Source organism: Enterobacter sp. RHBSTW-00593, assembly GCF_013784105.1.
Lineage (GTDB): Bacteria > Pseudomonadota > Gammaproteobacteria > Enterobacterales > Enterobacteriaceae > Enterobacter > Enterobacter ludwigii.
This window is the reverse complement of record NZ_CP056393.1, coordinates 2,922,755-2,936,521: the sequence shown is the minus strand read 5'-3', so window position 1 is coordinate 2,936,521 and position 13,767 is coordinate 2,922,755. Positions and strand designations below refer to the sequence as shown.

14 protein-coding genes are annotated in these 13,767 nt (G+C 52.0%); 8 read left to right on the top strand and 6 right to left on the bottom strand.

Features of this window, described 5'->3' with window-relative positions; genetic code table 11:
• Positions 1-23: 23 nt before the first annotated feature.
• A complete protein-coding gene (tyrP, locus tag HV242_RS13915) occupies positions 24-1,235 on the bottom strand; it encodes a tyrosine transporter TyrP (RefSeq protein WP_050736996.1) in 1,212 nt (403 codons plus the stop codon).
• A gap of 247 nt (positions 1,236-1,482) precedes the next feature.
• Between tyrP and HV242_RS13910 the strand changes: the two genes are divergently transcribed.
• Positions 1,483-1,824, top strand: a complete 342-nt coding sequence (locus HV242_RS13910) for a hypothetical protein (RefSeq protein ID WP_025203830.1) — start codon at positions 1,483-1,485, stop codon at positions 1,822-1,824.
• Positions 1,825-1,877: 53 nt separating this feature from the next.
• On the opposite strand, the gene ftnA is transcribed toward HV242_RS13910, so the two are convergent.
• The 3 genes from ftnA to HV242_RS13895 form a co-directional block, all read right to left on the bottom strand.
• On the bottom strand, positions 1,878-2,375 hold the full coding sequence (gene ftnA / locus HV242_RS13905; RefSeq protein ID WP_014170693.1) for a non-heme ferritin: 498 nt from the start codon (positions 2,373-2,375) through the stop codon (positions 1,878-1,880).
• Between the two features lie 202 nt (positions 2,376-2,577).
• Entirely contained in the window at positions 2,578-2,916 is a 339-nt protein-coding gene (yecR, locus tag HV242_RS13900) for a YecR family lipoprotein (protein ID WP_020883365.1), read from the bottom strand.
• A gap of 103 nt (positions 2,917-3,019) precedes the next feature.
• Positions 3,020-5,173 (bottom strand): HD domain-containing phosphohydrolase, encoded by a 2,154-nt coding sequence (locus HV242_RS13895; protein ID WP_237760688.1) that lies wholly within the window; start codon positions 5,171-5,173, stop codon positions 3,020-3,022.
• Positions 5,174-5,422: 249 nt separating this feature from the next.
• On the opposite strand from HV242_RS13895, the gene HV242_RS13890 reads away from it, so the two are divergent.
• The 3 genes from HV242_RS13890 to HV242_RS13880 all read left to right on the top strand — a co-directional run bounded on the left by HV242_RS13890 (position 5,423) and on the right by HV242_RS13880 (position 6,656).
• Positions 5,423-6,061, top strand: a complete 639-nt coding sequence (locus HV242_RS13890) for an RpiB/LacA/LacB family sugar-phosphate isomerase (protein WP_020883367.1) — start codon at positions 5,423-5,425, stop codon at positions 6,059-6,061.
• Positions 6,062-6,211: 150 nt separating this feature from the next.
• Positions 6,212-6,295 (top strand): stress response protein AzuC, encoded by an 84-nt coding sequence (gene azuC, locus HV242_RS13885; RefSeq protein ID WP_014832437.1) that lies wholly within the window; start codon positions 6,212-6,214, stop codon positions 6,293-6,295.
• Between the two features lie 109 nt (positions 6,296-6,404).
• Entirely contained in the window at positions 6,405-6,656 is a 252-nt protein-coding gene (locus HV242_RS13880; RefSeq protein ID WP_014170688.1) for a DUF2766 family protein, read from the top strand.
• A 49-nt stretch (positions 6,657-6,705) separates the two neighbouring features.
• On the opposite strand, the gene HV242_RS13875 is transcribed toward HV242_RS13880, so the two are convergent.
• Positions 6,706-8,049, bottom strand: a complete 1,344-nt coding sequence (locus HV242_RS13875; RefSeq protein WP_020883368.1) for an anaerobic C4-dicarboxylate transporter — start codon at positions 8,047-8,049, stop codon at positions 6,706-6,708.
• Between the two features lie 176 nt (positions 8,050-8,225).
• Positions 8,226-8,729, bottom strand: coding sequence for a non-heme ferritin-like protein (locus HV242_RS13870; protein WP_020883369.1), 504 nt, complete (start codon positions 8,727-8,729; stop codon positions 8,226-8,228).
• A 506-nt stretch (positions 8,730-9,235) separates the two neighbouring features.
• On the opposite strand from HV242_RS13870, the gene HV242_RS13865 reads away from it, so the two are divergent.
• The 4 genes from HV242_RS13865 to araH all read left to right on the top strand — a co-directional run bounded on the left by HV242_RS13865 (position 9,236) and on the right by araH (position 13,680).
• Complete coding sequence (locus HV242_RS13865; RefSeq protein ID WP_032679709.1) at positions 9,236-9,793, top strand: DJ-1 family glyoxalase III; 558 nt, start codon at positions 9,236-9,238, stop codon at positions 9,791-9,793.
• Positions 9,794-10,109: 316 nt separating this feature from the next.
• Positions 10,110-11,099: an arabinose ABC transporter substrate-binding protein AraF gene (gene araF / locus HV242_RS13860; protein WP_020883371.1), complete on the top strand. Its 990-nt coding sequence runs from the start codon at positions 10,110-10,112 to the stop codon at positions 11,097-11,099.
• 71 nt (positions 11,100-11,170) lie between these two features.
• Positions 11,171-12,685 (top strand): L-arabinose ABC transporter ATP-binding protein AraG, encoded by a 1,515-nt coding sequence (araG, locus tag HV242_RS13855; RefSeq protein ID WP_050736994.1) that lies wholly within the window; start codon positions 11,171-11,173, stop codon positions 12,683-12,685.
• A gap of 14 nt (positions 12,686-12,699) precedes the next feature.
• Positions 12,700-13,680 carry an arabinose ABC transporter permease AraH gene (araH, locus tag HV242_RS13850; protein WP_014884358.1) on the top strand — a complete coding sequence of 327 codons (981 nt, stop codon included), beginning with the start codon at positions 12,700-12,702 and terminating at the stop codon, positions 13,678-13,680.
• Positions 13,681-13,767 lie beyond the last annotated feature (87 nt).

Below are 13,767 nucleotides of genomic sequence, written 5' to 3'. Positions count from 1 at the left end.
GGCTGATTTCAGCCCCTTTTTTGTTAACCCACTTCCGGTAGCATCCCTGCGGCAATCAAGCACTGCACCAGAATAATCATCACTCCGCAGGCAAACACAATGAGGAGCAGCGGTTTGCCGCCCATTACGCGGTACCCTTGCTGAGGATGCTGCTGGCGGCTCTTCCAGGCCAGCAGGGAAGGGAGCAGCAGGGCCAGCACGGATAACGCCACACCTGCATACCCCAGCGCCATCACGAACCCACGCGGGTAAAACAGCGCGAACGCGAGAGGAGGCAGGAAGGTGACTGCCCCCGTCTGTAAGCGTCCTGCGGCAGTATTACGACGCTGGAACAGATCGGCCAGGTAATCAAACAGGCCGAGCGCCACGCCCAGGAATGAGGTGGCCAGCGCCAGGTCGGCAAACAGATGGACCGCCAGCTCAACGTGCGGGGAGGTGACTACCTCGCGCAGTGCCAGCAGAAAGCCGTTCAGGCCAGCGTGTTCCGCCATCAGCCCGGTAAAGGTCGACGCGTCAATGCTTCCCAGCGTCACCAGTTGCCAGAAAATATAAGCAATCAACGGGATAGCGCTCCCCACCATAAAGACGCGGCGTAGCTTACGGATATCGCCGTTCATATAGCTCACGATGCTGGGTACGCTACCGTGGAAGCCAAACGAGGTGAAAATAACCGGGATCGCGGACAGCGCAAGCCCTTTTTCCAGCGGCAGCGTCAGCAGATTAACCTTGTGAACATGCGGTGCCAGCAAAACCAGCATCACAATCAGGAACAGTATTTTGGCGCTGAACAGAAAACGGTTAAACAGATCGACCAGCGAAGTCCCCACACAGACCACCCCCCCGCCAATAAGCGCAAAGAAGATAACGCCCGTTGAAGGCGTGATATCAGCGTCGAACCAGTCGTTAACGCTGGAGGCGATTAACTCGCCGGCGCCGCTGATATAGGCCGCGGTCAGGGCGTACATCAGGAACATCATGCTAAAGCCGGTTATCCACTGGCCATAGCGTCCCAGGTAGCGTGCCGCAAGAGAACCCAGGCCGGTATCCGCGGGCACATGCTGATAAACCTCAAGCAACAGCAGGGCGGTGTAGCACATCAACGCCCAGAGTGTGCCAAGCAGCAGCAGTGTCACTCCAAATCCAACGCCTGCGGCAGCCAGAGGCATCGCCAGCATTCCTGCGCCAATCGTCGTTCCGGCGACGATAAAAATACTTCCCAGGGTTCTGTTTTTCACGCATTCCTCTACAACGATTCGTAATCGCGACAAATTCTGCGGCGCAGAGTAAGGGAAAAGCCCCGCTTCGTCAAATGACCGTTACAGTAGGTGTAATGAATTATTTACGATATTTTTCGACTTTAAGTAATCTCCCCGCACCTGCCCCTTTGGGAGGGGATATCTACTTCGTAAGGGCACTATTTTTGCCGAAAAATCAGGCGTAATTTAAACAATAACTATAAGTTTTCAAATAAAGTGAGGGCAGATGGCGGGAAATAATCCCTTTACCGCGGCGTGGAGCCGGGGCGGTAATTTACTGTGCCATGGTCACTGGATAATCAGCTGGCAGAACCAGGCCCTGCAGCTTCCTGAATCGCGTCGTGAAAAGGATATGGGCACCTGGGCCATTTATTCGATCATCGATCCTGAGGACGACACCTTTGCGCAGGGGCTAAAAGAAGATGAGTGGATCATCGAAAACGTAGACTGGCTGACAGATGTTTTTTTTGACGCCGGTATTCCGCTGGAGACGGCTAACTACCGGTATTTTTACCAGGCGGTCAATACGCAGGACTGGCGGTGTACAAGCTGTGCGGGGTGTATGTAAATCTGTGCGCGGAGAATAAAAAGTGCGGCGCTGAAAACAGCACCGCAGCAATATTATTTCTGTGTATCGAGGGTAGAAAGTTCTTTATCGATAAAGTAAAGACCTTCGCCTGTTTTCCCCACCAGAGACAATTTATCCAGCACGGATTTAAACAGTTTCTCTTCTTCGTGTTGCTCTGCCACGTACCACTGCAGGAAATTAAAGGTCGGATAATCCTGGCCGATCATTGCCGCATGAACAAGTTCGTTAATTTTTTGCGTAATCAGCTGCTCGTGCTCATAGGTCGCACGGAAGAGCTCATCAAGCGAATTATACTCGGCAAACGGGGACGCAACGTTATCGATGCGCGGCAGGCTGCCCGTGTCAGTCAGATAATCAAACAGACGCTGCATGTGGGTCATCTCTTCCTGCGCGTGGCGGCGCAGGAAGGCGGCAGCGCCTTCAAAACTGTGGTAGCTGCACCAGGCGCTCATCTGCTGGTAGAGAAGGGATGAAAAAAGCTCAAGGTTCATTTGTGCATTGAGCTTGTCGATCATTTCAGTTTTCAGCACGGTGACGCTCCGGGTTATTAATTCTGGTTCACAATGAGCGACACTATAATTTGTTATTTAATTATTTGCAAAACGTAAAATAATTATTTCTTTATTTAAAATACGAATGGGAATAAAACGCATTGCCGATTTATATTTTTATTAATGAGAATTGTTTTTGTTCGTAATGAAATACACTGCCAGTCAATACTGGCAGCACAGATTAATACCACGGGTTATTTGCCTTAGGGTTTACGGCAAAGCCCATGCATTTATACTGGATCGTCACGCTCTCATTGAGACACAGAGAGCCGCTGGTCAGGGTGCAGGTTTTAATGGGCTGGCCATAGGCAGAGGCGGTGGCATACCCCATGCTCTGACACGCTTTAGCTGCGGTGCCGTTATTAACATACTCATCGGAATAGGCGTTTTGCAGCATTGCTTGCCCGTAGTCGAGGCGGACGATGCCGTTTGGCGCGTCCAGGGTGCTGACCTCAGCCTGGCGATTAATGTTACAGCCCGCCAGCAGCAGGATCGTACCGGCGACGAAGACTCTTTTCATGGTTCGCTCTGAGTGAGTGGAAATACGTTATCGTACCTGCAGATGTGAGTCGCAATGCCAGGAATAGCCGGGCAATCTGCGCTTTCTCTTTGCGACGGGCCGTTTAGTCGGCCAGACTGTCAAAAATGGTTTTAAACTTAAGATGATGCAGGCGAAACAGCGCAATAAGCTGCGGGTCAAAATGGCGGCCGTCACCCTCCAGAATGATTTTGCAGGCTTGCTCGTGTGTGAATCCCGGCTTATAGACCCGCTTTTGCCTCAGGGCATCATACACATCGGCCAGCGCCAGAATGCGGGCTTCCAGCGGGATCTGTTCTCCCCGCAGCCCCTGCGGATATCCACTGCCATCCCATTTTTCATGATGGAAATGGATAATATTCTCCGCAACTGCGCCCAGCTCTAAGCCCTGAATAATCCGCCACCCTTTCACGGTATGAAGTTTCATCTCGGCAAACTCGTCCTGGGTCAGCGGGCCTTGCTTACGCAGAATACGCTCCGGCACGGCAATTTTTCCGACATCGTGAAGTGAGGCAAAATGTTCTATCTCACGGGTCTTTTTGCGCGAAAGCCCCAGCTCACGCGCCATCAAGCCGCAATATCGGGCGACGCGCTGAATATGGCTGCCGGTCTCGTCATCGTGCGCGCGGTTTACCTTCTCCAGCGCCTGCACCATATTGCGGTTAACCATCCGGTTCTGGCGTAAATGGCGACGCATCATGATCAGCATACCGATGCTGAACAGGGCCACGATCAGCAAAATCACGCTGATAATCTTCAGCGTGTTTTTAGAAAAATCGGGTAAGTAACTCTGCTCATCCTGACGTTCTATTTGCGTGCGGTATTCTGACAGGCGATGAACCTGAGTCAGCAGATGAAAGAGCGGATGCTGCGGATCCACCCACGGGCCAATAATAAACTCAGAGCGGGTGACCCCCGCGACTTTCAGCACCCCGCGAAACAACTCGTTGCCGCGAAGCGTGGACTCCAGCGAACTGAGGTCGCCCAGAATATAGTCAATCTCATCGTTCTCAATCGCGTCGATAAGACCGTCAATGGTTGGCCGGGTCACGATGATCACATCGCTGCCAAAACGCTGGCGTAAATAGGCTGCGGCAAACGAACCGTCGATTACGCCGACGCGCTGGCTGCGAATACTCTCTTCGTTCCACAAGAAGGGCTGACTGCTGCGATTGTAATAGGCGTTGTGCCAGGCGATGTCGGGGCCGATACGACCCTGTGCATGCGCACTGTCGCTTCGATCAACGATATCAATCAATCGAACCGCCCACTGCTGTCGCGGAAGACTCGAATAGTGATCGATAAAATTGACATCAACCTTCATGCCCAGTAAATCGCGCATGTCGTTAATCATATCAATGGCTGTGCCGTGGTAGCCCTTGCTGTCCCGCCAGATAAGCGGGGCAAAATTCTCGTTTTTGGGCAGGTTGATCTGCAGGCGGTTATGCGCGATCCAGGTTCGCTCCTCCTCTGACAGGGTGATACGGCTTAGCAGGTAATTGCGCTTGCTCTCCTCCAGCATCGTGTTGATTTCGCCGTTGCGATACCAGGTGCCAATTAGCGCATTGATTTTATCCCGCAGGGGAAGCAGGTCAGGGCTGAAGGCGAGGACGACAGGAATGCGTAGCTCAGGAAAGGGCCGGGAGACCAGATAATAGCGCTGGGTATTTTCCATCTCCGGAGCGTCATTAATATAGAAATCAGCCTGGTTGTCGCTCAGTAAGCGAAAAGCCTCGTCGCTGGTGGCGACGAGGCGCAGAGAACGAAATTTAAGGTCGGGATAACGTTGTTGCACGCTGTCGAGCGTCGCGTCGTCTTTACGGAACAGCACCCGGGCATGACTGAGCTGCCCGGCGGTTGTCACCGTCATCGATGGACTGGCGGCCACCACGTCGTTATCAAATAAACGTGCTGAGAGAATTTTGGTTCTGGCTCGCTTCTCCGTGCGCAATACCCCGGCATACACGCCATACTCATTTTGTGCAAAACGCTGGCTAATATCGGCTCCGGAGAGCGGCCGCAGCTGCAGCTGCGTACCCGCCTGTTTATTGATGGCCTTAATCAGTTCAGGATAAAAACCCTGCCACTCTCCTTGCGGTGTGCGCCAGAATTCGAAGTTGTTAGCATCAAAGATCCAGACCGGTACAGGCTCTTCTGCCCGGGCAGGGGGGCAAACAAGCAACAGACCCGTCAACGCGAGTAGAAAGAGGGAGCGAAGCATCCGGCAGCGCTGATTCACAGGTCAACCCCATACGGTTTTAGCGTGTACTTTTGCAGTCTAGCTAACGGGCTGAAGCGGCAACAGGTTTGCTTTAACTTTTTAATGCATGTTTGGCGTACGGTCTCATTCTCGCTAAATTGTGAACCTGTCTTTGTTTTTTTTAAAACAACCTTTCATTTAATTTGAAAGGTTGTTTGTTTGATAGTAGGGTGAACAGGTAAAGGTATCCATAGCGGGATCTCCCGCCACGCATTCAGGAGAGATGAAATGAAAATTGCACTGATGATGGAAAACAGCCAGGCCGCGAAAAACCCAGTGATACTGAAAGAGTTGAAAACGGTAGCCGATGAAAAAGGGTTCCCGGTTTATAACGTGGGCATGAGCGACGAGAATGACCATCACCTGACCTATATCCATCTGGGGATTATGGCGAGCATTTTACTGAATGCGAAAGCCGTTGATTTTGTTGTGACCGGCTGCGGTACGGGGCAGGGAGCATTGATGTCGCTGAACATCCACCCGGGCGTCATCTGCGGCTATTGCATTGATCCTGCGGATGCGTTCCTGTTTGCTCAGATCAACAACGGTAACGCGCTCTCCCTGCCGTTTGCCAAAGGCTTCGGTTGGGGGGCTGAACTGAACGTTCGGTTTATCTTTGAAAAAGCGTTCACTGGTCGAAACGGTGAAGGTTATCCGCCCGAGCGCAAAGAGCCGCAGGTGCGTAACGCCGGTATTCTGAACCAGGTTAAAGCGGCGGTCGTGAAAGAAAACTATCTGGATACGCTGCGCGCAATCGATCCCGAGCTGGTGAAGACGGCCGTTTCGGGTCAACGTTTCCAGCAGTGCTTCTTTGAGAATTGCCAGGACAAAGAGATTGAAGCTTTTGTTCGCGGGATCGTAGGCTGACGCTTTCAGGTGCCGTGAGCCCCACTTTTCAGGTTTGGCACGAAGAATAAAATTGTGATGCGCGTCACAAAAATATTGATTTTTGTGACGATGGTCATATTATAAGCACATTGACGATAAAGTTGTATAACAAGTTAATGGAGCTACCTGATGAAACTTCGCAAAATCCTGAAAAGTATGTGGGCTAACTACTGCAACACTTTTAAAGATGTGCCACCGGGCGCAATGTTCTGATGAAAAAAACCTGCTTCGGCGGGTTTTTTTGTGCCCGTAAGCGACGAGAGGGAGATGAATGGGCCTGCGTTTTGTTACTATGGCGGCCTTTAAATAAGGAGAAAGCCCCATGTCACAAAACCTGAGCGCCGATCAGGAACTGGTGTCTGACGTTGTCGCCTGTCAGTTAGTTATCAAACAAATCCTTGATGTCCTGGACGTTATTGCGCCGGTTGAAGTGCGCGAGAAGATGTCCACGCAGCTGAAAAATATCGATTTCAACAGCCATCCCGCTGCGGCTGACCCGGTCACGCTTCGCGCTATTCAGAAAGCTATCGCGCTGATTGAACTGCGATTCACGCCGCAGGGCGAGTCTCACTAAAGCCCGCCTGACGCTAAAAAGGGCGACCGTTTGTCGCCCTTCGCTCACCTTAAAAGAACGTCTGTACCAGCAGATAGCTCGCCGCACACGCGCAGCTAACGCCAATTAATCCCGGCAGAATAAAGCTGTGGTTAATGATAAATTTGCCGATGCGGGTTGTGCCCGAACGGTCAAAGCCGATGCAGGCTAAATCGCTTGGGTAGGTCGGCAGGACAAAATAGCCGTAAGAGGCCGGGAAAAAGGCGATCAGCATTTTCGGGTCGATTCCCAGCATCAGCCCCATAGGCGCAACGGCCGTCAGGGCTGCCGCCTGGCTGTTCACCAGCTTTGATACCAGGAACAGCACAATCGCGTAGGTCCACGGATGGCTTTTCACCACGCCTTCCAGCGCCAGCTTTAACTCATCAAGATGCGCCTGGAAAAAGGTATCGCTCATCCACGCCACCCCGAACACCGAGAAGATCGCGACCATACCCGCCTTAAACACCGCGCCGTTAGAAATGGCAGACGCATTGACCTTGCAGGCCATCAGCATTACGGCACCGGCAATTAACATCATCATCTGGATGACAAGGTTCATCGACAACGCCGTCATTTTTCCTTTTATCTCAAATGCAGGGCGCAGGTCAGGGAATGCCCCCAGCAGGACAACCACGGCAATGCCGGCGAAGAAAATCCACGTGGACCAGTAGGCCTGTTTTGGAAAACGTTGATTCATTAACGTTTCCGTCCCGCCGTAGATGAATTCACGCTGCTTCGGATCTTTGAGCTTTTCCTGAAACTCCTTATCGTCCGCTAACGCTTTCCCACGACGCAAACTCCACAGCGCAGCAATCGCCACACCGAACAGTGAGGCAGGAACCGAGACGGCGAGAATTTCCAGTATTCCCCACGCGTGGCCGAGCCCATGCTGCGCGCCCAGAATGGAGACCAGTGACACAACGGCCACGGAGACCGGCGAGGCCGTAATTGCCATCTGCGATGCCACTGATGCCACGGCCATTGGGCGTTCCGGGCGGATCCCTTTTTTCAGGGCGATATCCGCAATGATGGGAAACATGGTGTACACCACGTGTCCGGTCCCGCAGAGAAAGGTCAGCATCCAGGTGGTAAAAGGGGCGAGAAGCGTGATGTGTTGAGGATGTTTGCGCAGCAGGCGCTCAGCAAATTGCATCATGACGTTCAGGCCGCCTGCGGTCTGAAGCGTTGCGGCACATCCAATGACGGCGAGAATGGTCAGCATCACGTCAACCGGCGGTTTGCCGGGTTGCAGACCAAAGACAAAACATAAAATAAAAAGGCCAATACCGCTTATCAACCCAAGCCCCATGCCGCCGAAACGCGTACCTGTCAGCAGGCAGAGGAGGATGACAATAAACTCAATGGTGATCATGATGCTCCCTCGTCAATGATAATGTAATTAAATAAATCATTACATGTTGTGTGGTTAATCGTTGAGAGCGAGATCTGATTTGTTAAATCTGAGCAAAAGCAGAAGGTTGGCGACGAGAAGGGGAACCTGCTCCCGGTAGGCCGAAAAGCGCGCCTGGCAGGGAGCAGGAAAAATGATCAGTGGTGCTGTACCGTCACAAGGTCAAGCAGATGACGGTCGGTTTGTTCCGGACATAAACCCGCCTGCTGCGCGTTATGGATTTCGTCCGCCAGCGTTTTGAGCAGCATGCCGTCCTGCTGTTGCGCTTTATCCATATCGCGTAAGAATTTAAGGGTTTTGGTGTCGTGTTGTGCTCTGGCTTCATCGGCCAGTTTGTTAAGCGTGCTGCAACGCTGTTCGTACTGTTCCAGCGTTTTCTCAAACAATTCTTCCAGAGAAGAGTAGTTATCGTCGATCGTATCAAGCGCTTTTACGGTTGGGTTCGCCCCTGCGGCTTTCATGAAGTTAAAAACACGCATCATATGGGTGACGTTGCTTTGCGCCTGGCTGCGAAAAAAAGTGGCAGAGCCATTGAGACTGTTTTCGGAACACCACGAGCTGATATGCAGGTGCAGATTCGAGGCATAGAACTCGAGGTTCAACTGGGCATTGAGTTTTTGCATCATCGTTTGGGTAGTCATACTCATATCCTTATTGACTGTGGGACGTGATGTCCGCGGCTAACCTGACCCGGCAGGCACATCTAATGGAATGCAGAAATGGCATTTCTGCGGCGACAAAAGTCGATCGAATATTCACTTCCTGTGTTCGATATAAATAAGCATACCCTTGTATTCTGTCTAAGAAAACTCTTAATTAGGCTGTGTTTACCATACATTACAAAATTTAATATAGTACAGAAATGAAAACAGGTGGATATAAATTAACACATTAATAAGTTATTGATTTTGATGTGTTTTGGTATTGTTTGTCTCGTTTTTTCAAGAGTGAAAATATTAAGGCAACAGAATCTTCTGTCACGATATGAAAAACAGATCAATCAATCAGGATATATTTTGAGGAATAAAATTGCGCTAAATCAATTTATCGCAAAAAGGCGAGTGTGTGATCGCTGTGCAAGATTGTTCTTAATGATTATGTAAAAATGAAACACTGTTTTATCTTGTTTCAATCATTGAGGTCTATGATGGCAAAGGTTGCGGTGCTGTTGGCACCCGGTTTTGAGGAAGCAGAGGCGATTATCACCATTGATATTTTGCGCCGGCTGAACATCGACGTGGAAACTCTGGCCTGCGCGCAGTCGCGTGCAGTGGTCAGTTACCATAACATTCCCATGGTGGCAGACAGCACCTTATCAGAACGCAGCGATTCGCTTTACGATGCGATTGTTCTACCCGGGGGACCGCAGGGCAGCGCAAATCTGGCCGCGGATCCGCAGGTTATCCGTTTTATTTCTGCACATGACGCGCGCGGAAAGCTGATTTGCCCTATTTGTTCAGCAGCGGCGCGCGTGCTGGGGGGAAATGGGCTGCTTCGGGGGCGTCGCTACGTCTGCTCCGGGGATTTATGGGAGACGGTAAAAGACGGTGAATATGTGGATGCACCGGTCGTCCAGGATAAAAACCTGCTCAGTGGCAAAGGTCTTGGTCATGCTTTTGACTTTGCGCTGGCCCTGGCTGCTCGACTGTTGGGTGACGAAACGCCCGTTCGCGATCACGCTGACCACATCTATTACGCCTGGTAAATTTCCCGCCGGATGCTAGAGCGTCCGGCGCTCAGGGACTTCTTAGCTGATCTTATGGATAATTCTGCTTAACCCCGTTTCATTTGTCCGACAATTCCTGCCATTTTTATGTCATTTTCCGCTGAATTTATGTACGCAATTACTGTAATTCTGCGGTGTGATGGCGCTCTCTTATGGATGATTAATTTCCCGCTAAAACTATCACCAGCAATAACGCTTATGACGAGGTAAGCGCTAATGCCTTGTTTTAAGTCCGATTAAATAAGAAGCACGCAAATATTCCCTACAGAAAAGAATGCTAAAGCTGGAGTTTACCATGCACAAATTTACTAAAGCGCTGGCGGCCGTTGGTCTGGCTGCTGTTATGTCACAATCCGCTATCGCAGAGAATTTAAAACTCGGTTTTTTGGTAAAACAGCCAGAAGAGCCGTGGTTCCAGACTGAGTGGAAATTCGCCGATAAAGCCGGAAAAGATTTAGGTTTTGACGTCATTAAAATCGCCGTGCCTGACGGTGAAAAAACCCTGAACGCCATCGACAGCCTGGCGGCCAGCGGTGCGAAAGGTTTCGTTATCTGTACACCCGATCCAAAACTGGGGTCGGCAATTGCGGCTAAAGCGCGCGGTTACGACATGAAGGTTATTGCCGTTGACGATCAGTTCGTCAATGCCAAAGGCAAGCCAATGGACACCGTGCCGCTGGTAATGATGGCCGCGACCAAAATTGGTGAGCGCCAGGGTCAGGAACTCTATAAAGAGATGCAAAAGCGCGGCTGGGATGTAAAAGAGACGGGCGTCATGGCCATCACGGCTGATGAGCTGGATACTGCGCGTCGTCGTACTACCGGTTCCATGGACGCTCTGAAGGCCGCCGGCTTCCCGGAAAAACAGATCTATAAAGTTCCCACCAAATCCAACGATATCCCCGGTGCGTTCGACGCCGCGAACTCAATGCTGGTTCAACACCCGGAAGTTAAACACTGGCTGGTGGTCGGTATGAACGACAACACCGTGCTGGGTGGCGTGCGTGCGACAGAAGGTCAGGGCTTTAAAGCTCCGGATGTTATCGGTATTGGCATCAACGGCGTTGACGCCGTCAGCGAACTGTCCAAAGCGCAGGCGACCGGCTTCTACGGCTCTCTGCTGCCAAGCCCGGACGTACACGGCTACAAATCCAGTGAAATGCTCTACAACTGGGTGACCAAAGGGGCTGAACCGCCGAAATTTACTGAAGTGACCGACGTGGTGCTGATTACCCGCGACAACTTCAAAGAGGAACTGGCGAAAAAAGGACTGGGCGGTAAGTAATACGCTGTGATTGCGCCCCTCATTCACCATGAGGGGCCAGACGTACACACTACAGGAATCACGGAGACGTTATGCGACAGTCTGATCCGTATCTCTCATTTCGCGGCATCGGGAAAACGTTCCCCGGTGTTAACGCGCTGACCGATATCAGTTTCGACTGCTATCCCGGCCAGGTTCATGCTCTGATGGGTGAAAACGGCGCGGGGAAATCCACGCTGTTGAAAATCCTCAGCGGCAACTATTCCCCTACGACCGGCACACTGGCCATTCGTGGCGAAGAGGTGGCTTTTGCTGATACCACGGCGGCGCTTAATGCCGGGGTGGCCATTATCTATCAGGAACTGCACCTGATCCCAGAGATGACCGTGGCCGAGAACATCTATTTAGGACAGCTCCCGCACAAAAGCGGCGTGGTTAATCGTTCGCTACTTAATTATGAAGCAGGGCTGCAGCTTAAACATCTTGGGCTGGACGTCGATCCTCAGACGCCGCTGAAATACCTCTCCATCGGCCAGTGGCAGATGGTTGAAATTGCCAAGGCTCTGGCGCGTAACGCCAGAATTATTGCCTTTGATGAACCCACCAGTTCGCTTTCCGCACGTGAAATCGAAAACCTGTTCCGCGTGATCCGGGAGTTGCGCCAGGAAGGGCGCACGATTTTGTATGTTTCGCACCGTATGGAAGAGATATTTGCCCTGAGCGATGCCATCACCGTGTTTAAAGATGGCCGCTATGTGCGCACCTTTAGCGATATGGCGCAGGTGAACCATGACCAGCTTGTCCAGGCGATGGTCGGACGCGATCTGGGGGACATTTACCACTGGAAACCGCGTGAGTACGGCCCTGAACGCCTGCGACTGGATAATGTAAAAGCGCCGGGAGTACGCATGCCGGTTTCGTTATCGGTACGCAGCGGTGAAATCGTCGGACTGTTCGGCCTGGTGGGCGCAGGGCGTAGCGAGTTAATGAAAGGGTTGTTCGGCGGCACGCGCATTACCGAAGGCGTGGTGTCTATTGACGGCGCAGCGGTGGATATTCAGAAGCCCGCCCACGCGATTAAGGCAGGCATGATGCTCTGCCCGGAAGATCGCAAAGCGGAGGGGATTATTCCGGTGCATTCGGTGCGTGACAACATCAATATCTCCGCCCGTCGCAAATTTATCCGCGCAGGATGCCTGATCAACGATAGCTGGGAATCGAGCAATGCCGATCACCACATTCGTTCACTCAATATCAAAACGCCGGGACCGGAACAGCTGATCATGAATCTTTCCGGGGGCAACCAGCAGAAGGCCATTCTGGGCCGCTGGCTGTCGGAGGATATGAAGGTCATTTTACTGGACGAGCCGACGCGCGGTATCGATGTGGGGGCAAAACACGAGATTTATAACGTGATCTATGAACTGGCAAAACGCGGCGTGGCGGTGCTCTTCGCCTCCAGCGATCTGCCTGAAGTGCTTGGCGTCGCCGATCGCATTGTCGTCATGCGTGAAGGTGAAATTGCCGGTGAATTGCTTCATGAACAGGCGAATGAACAACAGGCTTTGAATCTCGCCATGCCTAAAGTCAGCCAGGCTGTCGCCTGAGTAAGGAGTTAATGATGTCCTCTGTTACTACATCCGGAGCGCCAAAGTCGGCGTTCAGTTTTGGCCGAATCTGGGATCAGTACGGCATGCTGGTGGTCTTTGCCGCCCTGTTTGTCGCCTGTGCGATCTTCGTTCCTAATTTTGCCACCTTTATTAATATGAAAGGGCTGGGGCTGGCCATTTCCATGTCCGGCATGGTGGCCTGCGGTATGCTGTTCTGTCTGGCCTCGGGCGATTTTGACCTGTCGGTGGCCTCGGTTATTGCCTGTGCCGGTGTCACCACGGCTGTGGTAATCAACATGACGGAGAGCCTGTGGATTGGCGTGCTGGCGGGTCTGTTACTGGGCGTGCTCAGCGGTCTGGTGAACGGCTTTGTCATTGCTCGTCTGAAGATTAACGCCCTGATCACAACGCTTGCGACCATGCAAATTGTGCGTGGTCTTGCCTATATCATCTCTGACGGTAAAGCGGTGGGGATTGAAGACGAGCGCTTCTTTACCCTCGGTTACGCTAACTGGCTGGGGCTGCCAGCGCCAATCTGGCTGACCGTGGCCTGTCTTATCCTGTTCGGGTTCCTGCTCAACCGGACCACGTTTGGCCGTAATACCCTGGCTATCGGGGGCAATGAAGAAGCCGCACGTCTGGCCGGTGTGCCGGTGGTGCGTACCAAGATTATTATCTTTGTTCTTTCCGGGCTGGTCTCTGCAGCCGCAGGGATTATTCTGGCGTCGCGAATGACCAGTGGCCAGCCAATGACCTCTATCGGTTATGAGCTGATCGTCATTTCAGCCTGTGTTTTGGGGGGCGTTTCCCTGAAAGGCGGCATCGGAAAAATCTCATATGTGGTGGCCGGTATCCTGATCCTGGGGACGGTAGAGAACGCCATGAACCTGCTCAATATTTCGCCGTTCTCTCAGTACGTCGTTCGTGGCCTGATCCTGCTGGCAGCGGTGATATTCGACCGTTACAAGCAAAAAGCGAAGCGTACCGTCTGAGGTTTTTCCTATCTTTATATTGCTCAACTAATAACCTTAGCTGACCCCCGAACCGCCTCGCCAGTTTTGCTGGCGGGGTGGTTGTCA

Coding starts and splice junctions, on each gene's coding strand:
- HV242_RS13910 (WP_025203830.1), top strand. CDS start 1,483: ATGGCGGGAAATAATCCCTTTACCGCGGCGTGGAGCCGGGGCGGTAAT.
- yecR (WP_020883365.1), bottom strand. CDS start 2,916: ATGAAAAGAGTCTTCGTCGCCGGTACGATCCTGCTGCTGGCGGGCTGT.
- HV242_RS13890 (WP_020883367.1), top strand. CDS start 5,423: ATGAAAATTGCACTGATGATGGAAAACAGCCAGGCCGCGAAAAACCCA.
- azuC (WP_014832437.1), top strand. CDS start 6,212: ATGAAACTTCGCAAAATCCTGAAAAGTATGTGGGCTAACTACTGCAAC.
- HV242_RS13880 (WP_014170688.1), top strand. CDS start 6,405: ATGTCACAAAACCTGAGCGCCGATCAGGAACTGGTGTCTGACGTTGTC.
- HV242_RS13875 (WP_020883368.1), bottom strand. CDS start 8,049: ATGATCACCATTGAGTTTATTGTCATCCTCCTCTGCCTGCTGACAGGT.
- HV242_RS13870 (WP_020883369.1), bottom strand. CDS start 8,729: ATGACTACCCAAACGATGATGCAAAAACTCAATGCCCAGTTGAACCTC.
- HV242_RS13865 (WP_032679709.1), top strand. CDS start 9,236: ATGGCAAAGGTTGCGGTGCTGTTGGCACCCGGTTTTGAGGAAGCAGAG.
- araF (WP_020883371.1), top strand. CDS start 10,110: ATGCACAAATTTACTAAAGCGCTGGCGGCCGTTGGTCTGGCTGCTGTT.
- araG (WP_050736994.1), top strand. CDS start 11,171: ATGCGACAGTCTGATCCGTATCTCTCATTTCGCGGCATCGGGAAAACG.
- araH (WP_014884358.1), top strand. CDS start 12,700: ATGTCCTCTGTTACTACATCCGGAGCGCCAAAGTCGGCGTTCAGTTTT.